This is a genomic window from Ruegeria sp. CG8 (assembly GCF_056537165.1).
This window is the reverse complement of record NZ_JBQFRA010000004.1, coordinates 349395-367788: the sequence shown is the minus strand read 5'-3', so window position 1 is coordinate 367788 and position 18394 is coordinate 349395. Positions and strand designations below refer to the sequence as shown.

Annotated in this window: 15 protein-coding genes; 11 read left to right on the top strand and 4 right to left on the bottom strand. The window is 61.8% G+C overall.

The features are described from left to right. Window positions 1–17: 17 nt before the first annotated feature. The 3 genes from pstA to ACR0EF_RS14690 all read right to left on the bottom strand — a co-directional run bounded on the left by pstA (window position 18) and on the right by ACR0EF_RS14690 (window position 3814). Window positions 18–1322 (bottom strand): phosphate ABC transporter permease PstA, encoded by a 1305-nt coding sequence (pstA, locus tag ACR0EF_RS14700; protein WP_093963306.1) that lies wholly within the window; start codon window positions 1320–1322, stop codon window positions 18–20. A gap of 11 nt (window positions 1323–1333) precedes the next feature. Then, window positions 1334–2710, bottom strand: a complete 1377-nt coding sequence (gene pstC, locus ACR0EF_RS14695) for a phosphate ABC transporter permease subunit PstC (protein WP_244952436.1) — start codon at window positions 2708–2710, stop codon at window positions 1334–1336. Window positions 2711–2776: 66 nt separating this feature from the next. Then, window positions 2777–3814, bottom strand: a complete 1038-nt coding sequence (locus ACR0EF_RS14690; protein WP_170372620.1) for a substrate-binding domain-containing protein — start codon at window positions 3812–3814, stop codon at window positions 2777–2779. 303 nt (window positions 3815–4117) lie between these two features. On the opposite strand from ACR0EF_RS14690, the gene ACR0EF_RS14685 reads away from it, so the two are divergent. Further along, window positions 4118–4780, top strand: coding sequence for a L,D-transpeptidase (locus ACR0EF_RS14685; RefSeq protein ID WP_093963303.1), 663 nt, complete (start codon window positions 4118–4120; stop codon window positions 4778–4780). A gap of 4 nt (window positions 4781–4784) precedes the next feature. Here the strand turns inward: ACR0EF_RS14685 and ACR0EF_RS14680 are convergent, their stop codons facing one another. Further along, on the bottom strand, window positions 4785–5057 hold the full coding sequence (locus tag ACR0EF_RS14680) for a hypothetical protein (RefSeq protein WP_170372622.1): 273 nt from the start codon (window positions 5055–5057) through the stop codon (window positions 4785–4787). Between the two features lie 249 nt (window positions 5058–5306). Between ACR0EF_RS14680 and ACR0EF_RS14675 the strand changes: the two genes are divergently transcribed. The 10 genes from ACR0EF_RS14675 (at window position 5307) to ACR0EF_RS14630 (ending at window position 18365) form a co-directional block, all read left to right on the top strand. Further along, window positions 5307–7817: a heavy metal translocating P-type ATPase gene (locus ACR0EF_RS14675; protein WP_170372624.1), complete on the top strand. Its 2511-nt coding sequence runs from the start codon at window positions 5307–5309 to the stop codon at window positions 7815–7817. A 13-nt stretch (window positions 7818–7830) separates the two neighbouring features. Further along, window positions 7831–8217: a Cu(I)-responsive transcriptional regulator gene (gene cueR / locus ACR0EF_RS14670; protein ID WP_170341589.1), complete on the top strand. Its 387-nt coding sequence runs from the start codon at window positions 7831–7833 to the stop codon at window positions 8215–8217. Window positions 8218–8394: 177 nt separating this feature from the next. Further along, complete coding sequence (locus ACR0EF_RS14665) at window positions 8395–9060, top strand: Crp/Fnr family transcriptional regulator (RefSeq protein ID WP_170341623.1); 666 nt, start codon at window positions 8395–8397, stop codon at window positions 9058–9060. A gap of 96 nt (window positions 9061–9156) precedes the next feature. Next, a complete protein-coding gene (locus ACR0EF_RS14660) occupies window positions 9157–9372 on the top strand; it encodes a YgaP family membrane protein (RefSeq protein WP_170341624.1) in 216 nt (71 codons plus the stop codon). A 1-nt stretch (window position 9373) separates the two neighbouring features. Beyond that, a complete protein-coding gene (locus tag ACR0EF_RS14655) occupies window positions 9374–9805 on the top strand; it encodes a YeeE/YedE family protein (RefSeq protein ID WP_170341626.1) in 432 nt (143 codons plus the stop codon). A gap of 4 nt (window positions 9806–9809) precedes the next feature. After that, entirely contained in the window at window positions 9810–10247 is a 438-nt protein-coding gene (locus ACR0EF_RS14650) for a DUF6691 family protein (protein ID WP_170372626.1), read from the top strand. Between the two features lie 85 nt (window positions 10248–10332). Next, the gene (locus ACR0EF_RS14645) at window positions 10333–11217 is read left to right on the top strand and encodes an MBL fold metallo-hydrolase (RefSeq protein ID WP_170341794.1); all 885 of its coding nucleotides are present in this window, start codon (window positions 10333–10335) and stop codon (window positions 11215–11217) included. Between the two features lie 15 nt (window positions 11218–11232). Further along, entirely contained in the window at window positions 11233–12915 is a 1683-nt protein-coding gene (locus tag ACR0EF_RS14640; RefSeq protein WP_170372627.1) for a bifunctional protein tyrosine phosphatase family protein/NAD(P)/FAD-dependent oxidoreductase, read from the top strand. 65 nt (window positions 12916–12980) lie between these two features. Beyond that, a complete protein-coding gene (locus ACR0EF_RS14635; protein WP_170372800.1) occupies window positions 12981–14717 on the top strand; it encodes a SulP family inorganic anion transporter in 1737 nt (578 codons plus the stop codon). Window positions 14718–14804: 87 nt separating this feature from the next. After that, entirely contained in the window at window positions 14805–18365 is a 3561-nt protein-coding gene (locus tag ACR0EF_RS14630) for an AAA family ATPase (RefSeq protein WP_170372628.1), read from the top strand. Window positions 18366–18394: the final 29 nt, after the last annotated feature.

Genomic DNA, 18394 nt, shown 5'->3' with positions numbered 1-18394 from the left:
TGATGACCCCTTTGCGCTTACCAGCTGCGCTCGAATTTGTTGCGAAGATAGATCGCGATTGCATTCATCGTGACCAGGAACCCCAGCAGCACCAGGATCGCGGCCGAGGTCCGGCTGACGAAGCCGCGCTCGGGGCTGTCAGCCCAGATGAAGATCTGCGTGGGTAGGGCGGTGGCACTGTCGAACGGGCCAGCCGGGGCCGAGGTGATGAACGCGTTCATCCCGATCAGCAGCAACGGAGCAGTTTCCCCCAAGGCCTGCGCCAGCCCGATGATCGTACCGGTCAGGATGCCGGGCATCGCCAGCGGCAGCACATGACCGAACACCACCTGGTGCTTGGACGCACCGATGCCCAGGGCCGCCTCGCGGATCGACGGCGGCACGGCCTTCAGCGCCGCGCGGGTGGCGATGATGATCGTCGGCATGGTCATCAGCGCCAGCGTCATGCCACCCACAAAGGGGGCCGAGCGCGGCAGGCCGAACCAGCCGATGAACACCGCCAACGCCAACAGGCCGAAAACGACCGACGGCACCGCAGCGAGGTTGTTGATGTTGACCTCGATGAAGTCGCTGACCTTGTTCTTGGGCGCGAATTCTTCAAGGTAGATCGCTGCGCCGATGCCCAGCGGGAAGGAAATCACGAAACACACGAACAGCGCCCAGAACGACCCGATCAGCGCGCCCTTCAGGCCCGCCAGTTCCGGAAATCGGCTGTCGGCATTGGTGACAAGGCCAGTGTTCAGCGGCTTGCTGATCACGCCTTCGGCCTTGAGCTGATCGAACCACGCGATCTCGGCATCGTTCAAGCGGCGGTTCTGTTCGGGCGTGTCGCGGTCGATGGTGCCCTTGTTCAGCTGGTCATACGGGTCAGATACCGGCACGGTCATTGTGATGGTCTGCCCGATCAGCGCAGGGTCGGCCACCACCCGGTCGCGCAGATCAAACTGCGCTCCGTTTGAGAGGATGCCCGACAGGGCCTTGCGGGTAGCCCGATCGCTGGTGTCCACCTCGGGCAGCAACTCGGACAGTGAGGCTTGCAGCACGTCCTTGAAACCTCCCCGCGGCAGCTTTTCGGGCTTGATCTCCTCGGGGTCGACATAGACCTCAAGCGTGATCTTGGTCTGGGTGAACGCCTGGTATCCGGATGACACCAGCGAGGCCACCAAGATGAACAGCATCAGAAATGCAAACCCGATGGCGCCCAGGCCAAGGCCCTGCAGTATTTTCTGCTTGCGGTTGCGGCGGGCCAAGCTGGCGCGCACGGCGTCGGCGGTGTCTCCGCCTTTGGGCGAATTGTTTTGTCCTGCGGTCAGGTCAGCCATGATTCTTGGCCTCAGTCATAGGCTTCGCGGTACTTGCGCACGATGCGCAGCGCGAAGACGTTGATGATCAGGGTGACGACAAACAGCATCATGCCCAGGGCAAAGGCTGCCAGCGTCTTGGGGTTGTCGAACGAGGTGTCGCCGATCAGAAGCGTGACGATCTGAACGGTCACCGTGGTCACGCTGTCCAGCGGGTTGATGGTCAGAGAGGCGATCAGGCCCGCCGCCATCACCACGATCATGGTTTCCCCGATCGCGCGGCTGACGGCCAACAGGATGCCTCCGACGATGCCGGGAATGGCGGCGGGGAACAGCACGTTCAGAACCGTCTCGGCCCGTGTCGCCCCCAGTGCCAGCGCTCCGTCGCGCAGAGATTTCGGCACGGCTGACAGGGCGTCGTCGGTAAAGGACGAGATGAACGGGATCAGCATGATGCCCATCACGCTGCCTGCGGCCAGCGCCGTGTTGGGTGACACGGGGATGCCCAACGATGCGCCGAAACTGCGCATGGCCGGAGCCACGACCAGGATCGCGAAAAAGCCATAGACCACGGTCGGCACGCCGGCCAGAATCTCCAGCACTGGCTTGGCCACCGCCCGCAAGCGGTCGGGCGCGAATTCGTTCAGGTAGATGGCCGACAGCAGGCCCACCGGCACCGCCAGGAACAACGCGACCACGGTAATGACGATCGTGCCGAGGATGACCGGAAGCCAGCCAAAGGCACCTTCGGCCGCAATCTGGTCCTCGCGCAGAGGAATCTGCGGTTCCCAGTTCAGGCCGAAGAAGAACTCGGTGATCGGCACCATCTCGAAAAAGCGGATGGATTCGAACAGCAGCGCGGCAATGATGCCGACGGTCGTAAAGATGGCGACGGTCGAACAGAAGATCATCAGGCCGGAAACGATGCGTTCCACACTGTGGCGGGCGCGGAATTCGACACCGACGCGCGACCGGGCAAATGCCACGATGGCCAGTGACAAAATGACAACGATCGACAGCAGAACCCATCCCGACATCTGATGCAGTTCAAGATACCGCTGGGCCGCGTCCATCTTCCACTGTTCCGGCTCGCCGAAAATCTGCCCCCGCGAGATCGACTTGATCTCGGCCAGCACCAGCTGGCGCCCGCCAGTGTCCAATCCGTCAAGGCTGCCGGCAGGCAGGCCCGACATGACCACATGGTCGATCACCGGCCCCTGCAGGATCAGCCAAAGTACGATCAGCACAAAGACCGGAACCAGCGTGGACAGAAAAGAAAACAGCCCGTGATAGCCGGGCAGGGAGTGCAGGGACGTCCCATCTGCGCGCAGACCGGCCGCAGCCCGTCTGTTCAGCAAATATCCAAGGATACTGACGCCCAACAGCGCCGCAAACACGAAAGTAGTCATCTGCCCCCCAGGCACAAAAATGGGCTGCCCGGTTTCGCGGCCGGACAGCCCTGTTAATTGCAAGTCTTACGACTTGGGTTCCATGTTCTGGCCGTCCAGGATTGCGTCCTGCAGCTCTTCACGGCGCTCGTCGGACAGGCCAACCAGACCACGTTCGGCCAGGTAGCCGTCGGATGCCAAAGCATCATCCGACATGTATTCTTCCAGGAACTCGTTCAGGTTCGGGATCACGCCGCGATGCGCATTCTTTACATAGAAGTACAGCGGGCGGGACACCGGATAGGATTTGTCGGCGATGGTGTCGGCATTCGGCTCGACGCCTTCGATCGTGACCGGCTTCAGCTTGTCCAGGTTCTCGTACAGGAACGAGTAGCCGAAGATGCCCACGGCGTTCGGGTCCGCCTCAAGGCGCTGAACGATCAGGTTGTCATTCTCGCCCGCTTCGACGAAGGGTCCATCGGTACGCATGCGCGAGCAGTTTTCCTTGACCCATTTCTTGTCGAAGTCACCGCTCTTGACGAAGTCCAGCTCTTTGCAGCCTTCATGCATGGCCAGCTCGACGAACGCGTCGCGGGTGCCCGAGGTCGGCGGCGGTCCATAAGCCAGGATTTCTACGGCCGGCAGGTCGGGGTTGATTTCGTTCCAGGTCTTGTACGGGTTGTCCTTCCACTCGCCATCAACCGGCACCTGGGCGCCGAGAGCCATGTAGATGTCGGCCAGCGACAGGTCCCAATCCTGTTCATTGCTGCGCGAGATGGCGATCGACAGGCCGTCGAAACCGATCAGAGCTTCAGAGATGTCGGTCACGCCGTTCTTTTGGCACAGCTCGTATTCCGAGGCCTTCATGGCACGCGATGCGCCGGTGATGTCGGCAGTGTTTTCGCCGATGCCTTCGCAGAAGATTTTCATGCCGCCGCCGGTACCGGTCGATTCGACGATGGGCGAAGCAGCGCCCGTGTTGTTGGCGAACTGCTCGGCCACGGCTTGGGTGTACGGGAATACGGTCGACGATCCGACGATACGGATGGCGTCGCGCGCCGAGGCAGCGGACGCGGCGATCGCGGTGATTGCCAGAACCGAAGCGGTCAGTTTGATGGTGGTCATGGTCACTCCTGAGAATCAGCTTTGGCCGCCCCCTGCGGCCTTGTTGAGTGCAGTAGTCCGGGCGTGCGAAGCTTATGTAACGCTTTCGTAACAGTTTTATGACAACCCACCCGGGGCGGTTCAAAAACTCGTCTGATCCAGATGCGCGGCTTTCGGCAGCCGTTTGTGCACGACCTCAAAACACCAGTTGCGACAAGGTTTTGCGTCAAACGAACAAGTGAATGGACTCGGGGTCTGTTTCAGGGAATCGTTTAGTCCGATCTTTTTTCTTGCTGCCACGGCAAGGCGACTGGAGGTGCAGACATGCTGACCAGAAGACATTTTGTTGCGACTTCGCTTGCTGTTTTCTCGCAACCGATTCTTGGCGCGACATCGGCCGAAGCGTCGACCGCATCTCAATGGGCGGCTTGGGACAGGCAGGTGACGCCGGCCAACTATGACCCGGCCACCTCGAACCCTTGGGGGTTGAATCCCCGGTTTCTGCCGCAACGGGTCGAAACCAATCGGTCGCTGGTGCCCGGTGACATTCACGTGGATGCGGTCGCGCGCTACCTGTATTTCATCGAAGAGGGCGGAACCGCGATGCGATACGGCGTGGCGATCGCCCGTGGCAATCTCTACGAACCCGGGACCTATACCATCCGGCGCAAGGCCAAATGGCCGCGTTGGACCCCAACCGCGGACATGATCAAACGTGATCCGCAAGACTATGCGCAGTTTGCCGACGGAATGCCCGGCGGACCCAACAACCCCTTGGGCGCACGCGCTTTCTACCTGTTTCAGGGCAATCGCGACACATATCTGCGCATCCACGGAACACCCTATTCCCGGTCTATCGGCGGGCGGGCAAGCTCAGGCTGTGTGCGCATGGTCATGGCCCATATCATAGGCCTGTATGACCGGGTGCAGCCGGGTGCGACGGCTCATCTATACCCACCCGAAAGATTTGCGACTGCTAGCAGCTGATCCGTTACGCCCGGGCGCAGATCGGGCGGCCATCGGTGGTTCTCAGCGGTAGGTATGTCGTTTCGACCGGACCCACGTACCGGTACCAGTAACAACCGTCTTCGGGCATGATCCGAACGGCGGTCAGGTCCTGCCCCGGCGCGGCGATTTCGACCACGCCCTCGGGCACTTTGGCAAGGTCACCGGGGGCTTTGTCGCCGGACATCGACGTGGTCTCGGTGCAGGCGGCAATCAGGGACAGCGCGCATAGCCCAATCAATGCTTTCCTCGTTGTCATGCCGCACCTTTCCGATTCCCAAGTGATTCTCTTTGCGTGATACCCTCGCATCCAAGCGATCCTGCTTCAATTCACCAAGGATCCGCCGCCATCCATCGTTGCCCTGTTGCCGACGGAGCACAGCAGCAAACTGCTCTTGCCCTGACGGGATGGTTTGCTTGGTGCGCAGGGATATTCCGCAGAGGGCCTTGACCTTCCACTTGCTGGAACCCTTATGTACAGGGTCGACCGGATAATCGTGGTGACGACATGGCCAATATTTCACATGCCAAATTTCAGGTTCAGGGGATGAGTTGCGCGTCTTGCGTGGCTCGGGTTGAGCGTGCGCTCAGCGCGGTTCCGGGCGTCGACTCGGCTGCCGTAAACCTGGCGAATGAGAGCGTCCAGGTGGATTTCCATGCTCCGGCTGATGTCAAATCCATCGCACAGGCGATGGAGGCGGCGGGCTATCCAGCCGTGACCGAGACCGTCACGCTCAACATCCAGGGCATGAGCTGTGCTTCATGCGTCGGCCGGGTCGAGAAGGCTTTGCTTGCCGGGCAGGGGGTGCTGGCGGCGTCGGTCAACCTCGCCTCGGAAAGTGCGACCGTCCAGTTTGCAGCGGGCGCCACGACACCTGAAGCCATTGCTGCACTGGCCAATGCGGCCGGGTACCCGGCGACGCCGCGCAACTCGGCTCAGGCAGCGGCGCAGAATCGCAAAACTGACGAAATCCGCAAACTGGCACTGCGAACGGGGTTTGCGGCAATCCTGGCCTTGCCGGTTTTCATCCTTGAAATGGGCGCGCATGTCATTCCCGGCATGCATCATCTGATTGCAAACACCATCGGCCTGCAAGCCAGCCACTACATTCAGTTCGTCTTGACGACGCTGGTCCTGTTCGGGCCCGGTCTTCAATTCTACACCAAGGGCTTTCCAGCACTTGCCAAAGGCGCGCCAGACATGAATTCGCTGGTCGCTTTGGGCACGTCGGCGGCTTATGGGTTCTCGCTGATCTCGACCTTTGCGCCCGAAATCCTTCCGACCGGCACGGCCAATGTCTATTACGAGGCGGCCGCGGTCATCGTGGTTCTGATCCTGCTGGGCCGCTTCCTTGAAGCACGCGCCAAAGGCCGAACCGGCGAGGCGATCCGCAAGCTGGTCGGCCTGCAAGCCAAAACCGCGCGGGTCGAACGGGAGAACCGCATCGTCGAACTGCCCATTGATCAGATCGCAGTGGGCGATCTGGTTCACGTGCGGCCCGGCGAAAAGATCCCGGTTGATGGCTCAGTTCTGAGCGGCACTTCGTATGTCGACGAAAGCATGATCACGGGTGAGCCCGTTCCGGTCGAAAAATCCTCTGACGCAACTGTCGTAGGTGGCACCGTGAACGGTACCGGAGCGTTGACCGTCCGCGCCGAAAAGATCGGAGCGGATACGATGCTGGCGCAGATCATTCAGATGGTCGAACAGGCTCAGGGCGCGAAGCTGCCCATTCAGGGCTTGGTTGACCGTATCACCCTTTGGTTTGTTCCCGCGGTGATCGCGGTGGCGGTCGTGACAGTCCTTGTTTGGTTGCTGTTCGGACCGGACCCGGCACTCAGCATGGCTCTGGTTGCCGGGGTCGCGGTGCTTATCATTGCCTGCCCCTGCGCAATGGGTCTGGCTACGCCGACATCGATCATGGTGGGCACGGGGCGCGCTGCGGAGATGGGCGTTCTGTTCCGCAAGGGCGACGCGCTGCAGATGTTGCAGGAGACCACTGTTGTAGCGGTGGACAAGACCGGCACCCTGACGGAAGGCCGCCCGGAACTGACTGATCTTGTGGTCGCCCAAGGGCTGGATAAGGACACCGTCCTGCGCCTGGTCGCAGCCGTCGAAGCCACTTCGGAACATCCGATCGCCACCGCCATCGTGCGCGCGGCCGAGACACGCGGCCTGAATCTGCCGAAGCCCGAGGATTTCAAGTCGATCACCGGCTATGGGGTTCAAGCGGCCGTCGAAGGGCACAGCATCCTCATCGGTGCCGATCGTCTGATGGAGCGTGAAGGCATCGACATCAGCGCGCTGTCAGATCACGGCGCGTCGCTGGCCGCCAAAGGCAGAACACCGCTCTACGCCGCAATCGACGGAACCGCTGCCGCCGCAATCGCGGTGGCCGATCCGATCAAGCCCAGCACACCGGAGGCGATTGAAGCCTTGCACGCGCTGGGGCTCAAAGTGGCGATGATCACGGGCGACAACGGGGCGACGGCCGATGCCATCGCCGCACAGCTTGAGATCGACACAGTCGTCGCCGAAGTCCTGCCCGAAGGCAAAGTGGCTGCGCTGGAAAACCTGCGCGTGAACGGCGGCAAGTTGGCTTTTGTCGGTGATGGGATCAACGACGCTCCGGCGCTCGCGGCCGCGGATGTCGGCATTGCCATCGGCACCGGGACCGACGTTGCGATCGAGGCCGCAGACGTGGTGCTGATGTCGGGCGATCTGATCGGCGTGGTCAACGCTTTCGACATCAGCCAGCGCACAATGCGCAATATCCGACAGAACCTGTTCTGGGCCTTTGGCTACAACACGCTCCTGATCCCGGTGGCCGCAGGGATCCTCTATCCCTTTGGCGGACCCTTGCTGTCCCCGGTTTTGGCCGCTGGCGCCATGGCGCTGTCCAGCGTGTTCGTCTTGTCAAACGCACTGCGGCTGCGCTGGGTCAAGGCGGCCCGGCCACCAAGCGGATCCGACCGCAAACCGCAGACCATCGCACACGCACCCACACCCGCCGAATAGGAAAGGAGCCGCCATGAATATCGGGGACGTCGCCGAACGCTCGGGTTTGCCGGCCAAGACCATCCGGTATTATGAGGATATCGGTTTCATCAAACCCAGACGCTCGACCAATGGATACCGCCATTTCGACGAGAAAGAGCTGCACAAGCTGGCGTTCATCGGACGCGCGCGGTCGCTGGGGTTCACCATCGAAGACTGCCGCTCGCTTCTGGCGCTGTACGAGGACAAGCACCGCGCCAGCGCGGACGTCAAGCGGATCGCCAAACAGAACCTCGAAGAGATCGATGCCAAGATCGAAGATTTGAAAGCCATGCGCGAAACACTGTCGCACCTGATCCAGGAATGCGCCGGAGATGACCGCCCGGATTGTCCGATCCTCAAGGATCTGGGTCGCGACTGACAGGATGGACCCGAGGCACCTTCGGGCGCTTTCCCTTGATCGCGACCACGGTTCTGTCCTAGGCCATGCGGCAGGTGCACAGGACGCGTTGTTACGAACGTATCGTCTAGGCCGGGCGAAAGACGGCAGAACCGTAATGATCTACGAGGGCTTTGGGCCACCCATGCAAGCAGCCACATGACAATCACTGACTGGACCCAGCGGTTCCACGGAACCAGCCACCTGCCCGATGCGGTACGCGCCCGGTTGCGCGCGGCCGCGCGGATCGTGAAGTTCCCGAACGGGGCCCAGGTGTTCGGGCCCGACAATGTGCCGGACAGCCTCATGTTTCTGTACGAAGGCCGGATCCGCGTTTCACAAAGCTCGGATACGGGGCGCGAAATCGTCTTGTATCGGGTCGAAGCCGGCGAAAGCTGCGTGCTGACCACGGCATGCATGCTGGCCGAAGAGGCCTATAACGCCGAAGGCATTGCTGAAACAGATGTCACCGCGATCGTCCTGCCCAAGCCTGCCTTCGACCGCCTTGCCGCGGAAGAGGACGCGTTTCGCGATTTCGTGTTCCAGGCCTATTCCCGCCGATTGATCGACCTTCTGCGCGTGGTCGATGACGTCGCCTTCGGCCGGATCGATGTCCGGCTGGCGGAACGTCTGCTTGCATTGGCCGATTCCGCGAACGAGGTGCAAGCGACACACCAACAACTGGCCAGCGAACTGGGAACCGCGCGTGAGGTTGTCTCGCGGGTGCTGCACGACTTCCAGAAACGCGAGTTGGTTTCGCAATCTCGGGGCAAGATTACGCTCACCGACACAACGGCTTTGCAGGCTTTGGCCCACAGCACCTGATTTTTCGGGAATCTTTTCGGCATTCGTGACATTGTCACTGAAGAGACGCTCCTGGCGTCATATATGCCATTCAGAAACCTGAATATGGAGGGCGATATGACCAACAACGTCGGAACGATCGACCGCACGCTGCGCGCGGCTCTTGGGTTGGTCCTGCTGTACCTTGCAGTCTTCAGCGGGCTGGCCCTGTTCGCCGCACCACTGTTCAAATATGGCGCTGTGATCATTGGCATCATCATGCTGTTGACCGCGACCATGAAATTCTGCCCGGTGTACACGCTTTTGGGCATCAAAACCTGCAGGACCAGATAATATGGAAACCGTATTCACGCCTTTTGCATCCTTTGGCGGCGGCCTGCTGATAGGCTTGGGCGCAGTGTTGTTGATGCTGGGCCTCGGCCGCATCATGGGTGCCACCGGTATCATGTCCGGTCTGGTCTTTCCTGACAGCGGGTCCGAGTTTTCCTGGCGTCTGGCGCTTGTTGCCGGAATGATCGTTGCGCCGGGTCTGATCTACGTGCTGACCGGCTCCATGCCGGCTATCGAGGTACCGATCAGCCCGCTGATGATCGTGGTCGGCGGAGTCATCGTCGGTCTGGGCGCCAGCCTCGGCTCGGGGTGCACCTCGGGTCACGGCGTATGCGGCCTGTCGCGGTTGTCGACCCGGTCCCTGGTTGCCGTTCCGACCTTCATGGTAACTGCCGCCATCACGGTTTTCGTGATCCGCCACGTATTCGGAGGGTGAGGCAATGAAACTGTTCCATACGTTCCTGACCGGCCTTGTCTTCGGCACAGGCATCGTGATCTCGGGCATGATGAACCCGGCCAAGGTGTTGAACTTCTTCGATCTGGCCGGAACCTGGGACCCCAGCCTCGCCTTCGTTATGGGCGGTGCGCTGGTGGTGACATTCATCGGCTATCGCCTGATATGGCGACGCGCCGCGCCGCTTTTTGCGGACCGGTTCCAGATTCCGGGCGCAAAGCACATCGACATGAAGCTTGTCGGCGGCTCAGCCTTGTTTGGCGTGGGCTGGGGCATCGCAGGATTCTGCCCGGGCGCGGCAATTCCGGCCCTGGGCACCGGACGGTGGGAGGTTCTGCTGTTTCTGGGCGCGGTCGCCGCCGGGCTGGCCCTGGCGCGCATTCTGCAAGGGCAACCATTGATTACACGTTCGGCCAAGGCCTGAGCGTCAGAGAGGAGGCACGATCATGACCGACCAAAAGGCAATCGACACACACAACCAGAAAATGGCTGACGCAATCGCGACACCAATTTCCGCATATCCGGTTGATCTGAGCGTCAAACCCAAGGTTCAGGGCTTCTACGACGAGGCCACGGCGACGATCAGCTACATCGTTTCGGACCCGACATCCAACGCCTGCGCGATCATCGACAGCGTGATGGACATCGACTATGCCGCTGGCCGGATCACATTCGAACATGCCGACCTGCTGATCGCCGAGATCGAAAAGCAGGGCCTGAAACTGGAGTGGATCATCGAGACCCACGCCCATGCCGATCACCTGTCGGCGGCGCCCTACATCCAGCAGAAGCTGGGCGGCAAGATCGGCATTGGCGAGAACATCAAGATCGTGCAGGAGGTCTTCGGCAAGATCTTCAACGAAGGCACCGAGTTCCAGCGTGACGGCAGCCAGTTCGATGCACTGTTCACCGATGGCATGACCTACAAGATCGGCAACATGACCGCCTTCACCATGCACACACCGGGCCATACACCGGCCTGCATGGTGCATGTGATGGGCGATGCGGCGTTTGTGGGTGACACGCTGTTCATGCCCGATGGTGGTTCGGCCCGAGCCGACTTTCCGGGCGGAGATGCGGGAACGCTTTATGACTCGATCCAGAAGGTGCTGAGCCTGCCGGACGAAACCCGCCTGTTCATGTGCCACGATTACGGCCCCAACGGCCGCGACATTCGCTGGGAAACCACGGTGGCCGAGGAAAAGGCGCACAACATTCACGTGGGCGGCGGCAAGTCGCGGGACGAGTTCATCAAGATGCGCACCGAGCGTGACGCGACGCTGGCGATGCCGACCCTGATCATCCCGTCGATCCAGGTCAATATCCGGGCGGGTGACATCCCGACCGACAAGGACGGCAACCAGATGCTCAAGGTTCCGGTCAACAAGATCTGACCGCAGGAGACAACAATGGAAATCCGAAAGATTTCGGGCGCACTCTCGGTGTCGCCACAGGTAACGCTTGCCGATATCCCGGCGATCAAGGCCGCGGGCTTCCGCGCCATCATCTGCAATCGCCCCGACGGTGAAGGGTCCGACCAACCGACATTCGAGGAAATCGAGGCCGCTGCAGAAAAGCTTGGCATCGAAGCCCGGTACGTTCCCGTCCAGACTGGCCTGGTTCGGGATGAGGACGCGCAGGCCTTCGGTCAAGCCCTGACCGAACTGCCAGGTCCGATCCTGGCCTATTGCCGGACGGGCACGCGCTCGGCCACGCTTTGGTCGCTGCACGAGGCCGCGCAGGGCCGAGCCTTGCCTGACATCCTGACCTCAACCAAGGCTGCCGGATATGACATGAGCGGCGTGGCCCGCCGCATCGCCAATGGCGGCAAGACGCCCACCGACACCGGCGACGCGTCCTTTGACGTGGTGATCGTGGGCGGCGGGGCAGGGGGCATCGCCACCGCCGCCAGCCTGCATGCGCGTAAATCCGACCTGTCGATTGCCATCATCGACCCGTCCGACGTGCACTATTATCAACCCGGCTGGACCCTGGTGGGCGGCGGCGTGTTCACGCCGGAACAGACGGCCAAGACCATGGGCGCGCTGATCCCGCGCGGGGTCAAATGGATCAAGGCCGCCGTGGCCGCGTTCGAGCCACAGAACAACGCCGTCATTCTGGATGGTTGCCGAGTGGTCAAATACGACCGTCTGGTGGTGACTCCGGGGCTCAAGCTGGACTGGGGTGCGGTCGAAGGGCTGGAGGAAACGCTGGGCCGCAACGGCGTGACCTCGAACTATCGCTATGACCTGGCGCCCTATACCTGGCAGTTGGTCGAAGGGCTGAAGGCGGGACGGGCGCTGTTCACCCAGCCGCCGATGCCGATCAAATGTGCGGGCGCGCCGCAAAAGGCGATGTATCTGTCGGGCGATGCGTGGGTCCGAAGCGGGGTTCTGAAGGATATCGACATCCAGTTCATGAATGCGGGCGGGGTGCTGTTCGGGGTCAAGGACTATGTCCCGGCGCTGATGGAGTATGTCAGGAAATACGACGCCACGCTGAACTTCTTCCACAATCTGGTGGCGGTGGACGGGGCGGCGAAAACCGCCACGTTCAAGGTCGCCAAGCCCGACGAGCAGCCCGAGCAGGTGACGGTCGAGTTCGACATGATGCATGTCTGCCCGCCGCAGGTGGCGCCGGACTTCATCCGGGTATCGCCGCTGGCAGATGCGGCGGGTTGGGTCGATGTGGATCAGTCCACGCTGCGCCACAAGAGCTTTGACAACATCTGGTCGCTGGGCGACGTGATGAACGCGCCGAACGCGAAAACCGCGGCCGCTGCCCGCAAGCAGGCGCCGGTGGTGGCCGACAACATCGTGGCCGATATCGAGGGCCGCGGCCCGGTGGCGGCCTATGACGGTTACGGCTCGTGCCCGCTGACGGTGGAACGCGGCAAGATCGTGCTGGCCGAGTTCGGCTATGGCGGTGTCCTGAAGCCCAGCTTCCCTAAGTTCCTGATCGACGGCACCAAACCCAGCCGCGCGGCCTGGGTCCTCAAGGAAAAGCTGCTGCCGCCGGTCTATTGGTCGGCGATGCTGAAGGGCAAGGAATGGATGGCCAAGCCCGAGCCGCTGAACGTGGCGGCCGAATAGGTCGCTAGGGCTTCTTGCCCTGCGCCATCCAACACCCGCCCTGTGCCCTCTTGAACGTGGAACCGATGCACAACCTGTTGCGATACTTGCCAATTCTGGATTGGGGTCGCCGGTATGACCGGGCGGCGCTGTCCAATGACCTGATCGCCGCGGTGATCGTGACGATCATGCTGATCCCACAATCGCTGGCCTATGCGCTGCTGGCGGGGCTGCCGCCCGAGGCGGGTATCTATGCCTCGATCGTGCCGATCATCCTCTATGCGATCTTCGGCACCAGCCGGGCGCTGGCGGTGGGTCCGGTGGCGGTGGTGTCGCTGCTGACCGCATCCGCCGTGGGGCAGGTGGCTGAACAGGGCACCGCCGGCTATGCGGTGGCGGCGCTGACACTGGCCTTTCTGTCGGGCGGGTTCCTGGTGTTGCTGGGTGTGTTCCGGCTGGGCTTTCTGGCCAACTTCCTGTCTCATCCGGTGATCGCGGGTTTCATCACCGCCTCGGGCATTCTGATCGCCACCAGCCAGTTGAAACACATCCTGGGGGTCAGCGCGCATGGCCATACCCTGCCCGAGATGCTGGGCTCGATCTTTGCGCATCTGGACCAGACCAGCGGGATTACGGTGGTGATCGGCGCACTGGCCACGGCCTTCCTGTTCTGGGTGCGCAAGAACCTCAAACCCGCGCTGCGGCGCATGGGCGTACCGCCGCTTTTGGCCGATTTGCTGACCAAGGCCGGGCCTGTGGTGGCGGTAGTGGCAACCACGATGGCGGTCTGGGCCTTCGGGCTGGACGCGCGCGGCGTCAAGATCGTGGGCGAGGTGCCCCAAAGCCTGCCTCCGCTGACCCTGCCGGGGCTGTCCTCGGACCTGTTCGGCGCGCTGCTGGTGCCCGCCATCCTGATCTCGATCATCGGCTTCGTCGAAAGCATCTCGGTCGCGCAGACGCTGGCGGCCAAGAAACGTCAGCGCGTCGATCCCGACCAGGAACTGATCGGCCTGGGCGCGGCCAATCTGGGCGCGGCGTTCACCGGGGGCTTTCCGGTCACCGGCGGGTTCTCGCGTTCGGTCGTTAACTTCGACGCGGGCGCCGAGACCCCGGCGGCCGGTGCCTTCACCGCCGTTGGGCTGGCGGTTGCCGCACTCTTCCTGACCCCGCTGGTCTATTTCTTGCCCAAGGCGACGCTGGCCGCGACGATCATCGTGGCGGTGCTCAGCCTGGTGGATTTTTCAATCCTCAAAAAGACCTGGGGCTATTCACGGGCTGATTTCACCGCCGTCGCTGCCACAATCGTCCTGACCCTGATGGCCGGTGTCGAAGCGGGTGTTGCCAGCGGCGTGGCAATCTCGATCCTTCTGCATCTCTACAAGACTTCACGTCCACATGTGGCCGAACTGGGGCTGGTGCCGGGCACTCAACACTTCCGCAACATCCTGCGCCACAAGGTCCAGACCGACCCCACGCTGGTCACGTTGCGGGTGGATGAAAGCCTGTATTTCGTGAATGCCCGCTTCCTCGAGGATCTGATCCAGTCCCGCGTGACCGAGGGTTGCGAGATCCGCAACGTGGTACTGATGTTCTCGGCGGTGAACGAGGTCGACTTCTCGGCGCTCGAAAGCCTTGAGGCGATCAACCACCGCCTGCGCGACATGGGTGTCGGGCTGCATCTGAGCGAGGTCAAAGGCCCGGTCATGGACCGACTGAAGCAGTCGCATTTCCTCGATGCTTTGAACGGGCAGGTGTTTCTGTCGCAATATGACGCCTGGCAAAGACTGACCGCGCCTGACCGGATCACGTGGGCCGCGGAATGAGTTCTGATTTTTACCCGCGTAATTATGATTATGTTAAGTGTTCTCCTGACGCTTGATTGACGAATTGCAACCACGCATGATCCGTCAATGGGGTTCACGGTCAAAACATGGCTGAACGATCTTGGTCTGGGCCAATACGCAGAGACCTTTGCGGAAAATGACGTTGATGCACGCGTATTGCCTCTGCTGACCAATGACGATCTCCGAGAGCTTGGAGTCAGCCTCGGACACCGCAAGGTCATTCTGGCTGCCGTGCGCGTCCTGTCTGATGAACAGGCGCCCGAGCAACCCACATCTGACATCGCAGCAGCCGCAGCCGAAATACCGCCCGACACGGATGGGCAACCGTCGCGCGCTCCGGCCGAGCGGCGCCATCTGACGGTCTTTTTTGCCGATCTCGTCGGCTCGACCGAATTGACCAACCGGATCGACCCCGAAGACATGCGGATCCTGTTGCAGCGATACCAGGATTCTGTCGCAGGTGCCGTCAGCCGGTATGGAGGATATGTCGCCAAATACCTTGGCGACGGGCTGCTGGTCTTTTTCGGGTGGCCCCGCGCCTATGAGGATCACGCCATTCGGGCCGTCAAAGCTGGTCTCGAAGCCGTGCGAAGGGTCCGGCAGATGACGACGCCCGACGGAACCCCGCTCGCCGTGCGCATCGGCATCGCCAGCGGCGACGTGGTTGTCGGTGACGCGATCGGTGAAAACTCGTTCGAAGAAGGCGCCATGACCGGACCGGTGTTGAACTTGGCCGCCAGGTTGCAGGAAAAAGCACCGGCAAACGCCGTCGTCATGCCCCGAACAGACCTGACAGGGTCACTGGATGGCGTGTTCGAGGTTTCATCCTTGGGCAGCGTGCCTTTGAAAGGCTTCGATGTCGCGCACGACCTGGTTCAGGTCTTGGCTGAGCGCAGCGCCGAAAGCCGGTTCCACGCGGTCCGCGGGGATGGTGCCCACGGGTTCCTGATCGGCCGCAGTTTTGAAAAGGGCATCCTTCTGCAATCCTGGAAACACGCGCAGGACGGCAAAGGTGAAGTGGTGCTGCTGTCAGGTGAAGCGGGAATCGGCAAGTCGCGCCTGATCGAGGAGTTTCTGCAAGACGAAAGCGTGGTCCATCAGGCCGACATCATCAGACTGAACTGCTCTCCCTATCTCACCAGCAGCCCGTTTCACCCGGTTGCCGAACGGATTTCGCAGGATGCGGGCGTCGACCCGGATTTTGACGACGACAGGGTGCAGGAGAGTGTTCACGACATGCTAGCCCAGCGGCAAGGACTGGATCTGGACCTAGTTCTTCCTGCCTTCGCCGCCTTGGTCGCCCCGCGCAGCACCTTGGCCCAGCAGGTCCTGCAACTGTCGCCCCAGGAACAGCGAGACCTGACGATCCAAGCGCTGATCACCACGGTAAAGGCCCGGGCCGTCCAACGTCCGGTCATCCTGTTTGTCGAGGATGCCCATTGGATCGACGCCTCGACCCACGCGTTGCTGGACCGTTTCAAAGCGTTGTGCGTCGACCTTCCCCTTCTGATCGTGATCACGCATCGCCCCGGCTGGGAAATGCAGAAGACCGAAGGGGACAGCCATGTCCAAACCCTGCATCTGGGGCGACTTGATGCCGAGCAGGTCGCCCATCTGGTGCAACGTGTCTCGGGACGCGATCCGGATCCGGAATTGGTCGACCTGATTGTCGAAAAAACCGACGGCGTGCCGCTTTTTGTCGAGGAACTGACACGCGCCATACACGAAACCGGCGGGGTCGGTGTGAATGTGCCCTCGTCCCTGAGCGGAGCGTTGATGGCCCGGTTGGACGCCGTATCGCCCGACGCCAAACAAACGGCTCTTGCGGCGTCGGTTATCGGGCGCGAGTTCGAACCGGCTCTGCTTGCCGCGTCGATGCCGGAAGCCCCGCCAGAGCTCGACACTTGTTTGGCTGAGCTGTGTCGCGCTGGTCTGGTCTTTGAAAGCGGGCACCACAAAGGGCACTATGTATTCCGCCATGCGTTGATCAGGGACACCGCCTATCAGTCCATGCTCAGCAGCACACGCAAGGCCCAACACGCCAATGTCGCCCACGCGCTGATGCAGTTGCGGTCGGCCGAGATTGAACGACGCCCCGAGTTGGCCGCCCGGCACCTGACCGAGGCCGAAGACTGGGCTGCCGCCTATGACCGGTGGCGCGCGGCGACAGAAATGGCCCTGTCACGGTCGGCCAGCCAGGAAGCCCTGGCCAATGCGACGGAAACCCTGAAGGCCGCGCAAAAACTGGGCGACGAAAAAAGTCCTCAGACGATCGTTGGGAACCTTCTGCTTGGGCGCAGCTACGACAGCGCAGGCAGGTTGCCGGAAGGCATCGCCAAACTGAAGGAGGCTTCGGACGCCGCCCGGCACTCAGGCCGGACGGACCTTGCTGCCGACGCGGCACATCACTTCGCCGATTCATGCATGATGGCCGGCCAAAGGCACGGCCAGGCGATCAGCCTGTGCCTCGAGGCATTGGACAGCCTGCCGCCGACAGATGAGGTTCGGCGGTGTCGTCTGATGGCCCAGATCGCCCGCGCCTACATGTTCATCGGCGACTTTGCCGAGGGCACCAAATATGGCCAGCAATGCATGGAACTGGCCGCCCGGCTGGGGGATCACAAATCCCGGTTCGCCGTCATGATGACCCGCTTCGGCGCTCCTTTCGTGGCGCGCCAGGGCGAAGATCGGCTGAACTGGCGCAAGAACCTCGAATCCATGCACGAAGTTGCGGAAAAGCTTGGAAACATCGATCAGGGTCGCGACCGTACCCTCAGCCTGTTTGTCGGTGCCGAGATGGCGGACCGCCAGTTGGTCGACACCTCGTTGAAACTGCTGACCGAGATTTCGGACAAGGACAACCACCGACAGCTGTACTGGGTCCAGATCCATGCCCGTGCAATGGTGGCCATCCTGGATGGCAATTTCGAACGCGCCGAGACCTATGCGAGCGAAGCCGTCAAAATCGGGCGGCAGACACACGGCGCCCATGTCGAGGGTGTCTACGGCGTTCAGATGTTCACCATCCGGCGCGAGCAGGCCCGGTTGCATGAAGTGGCCCCTGTGATCAAACGGCTCATGTCCGACAGTCCCGGCGAAACCAGCTGGAAACCCGGATTCGGCCTGATAGCCGCCGAACTGGGGTTTCGCGAGCCCGCCGAGCGTATTCTCAATGAGATCGCGGACACCGGTTTTGACCTGCCTCAGGACGCGATGTACTCGACCACCCTGTCCTATCTAGCGGATATCTGCGTCGCGGTCGAGAACACACACCATGCCCAAACGCTGATCGACAAGCTGCTGCCCTACCGGGACCTGACGATCACGGCCGGCGCGACAACCGTCTGCACCGGATCCGCGGCCCGGCGGCTGGGAGCACTGGCCGCCGTGTTGGGTGATTGGGACACCGCCGACGAACTGTTCGAAACCGCGATCCAAGTGGACACAGCGATGGCCGCACCGCCGTGGATCGCCCACAGCAAAGCCGCGCGCGCTTGGGCTCTTCGCCGTCGCGGTCGCGCTCAGGATCTGCGCTCGGCCCTGTCGCTTGAGGCCGAAGCGTTGGCAACTGCCCGGGAATTGGGTATGGTTTCCCTTAGGTCAAAACTTGAAGGATCCGCGTCCTAGACTCCGAGCACATGCGCAGGGGGGTGCAT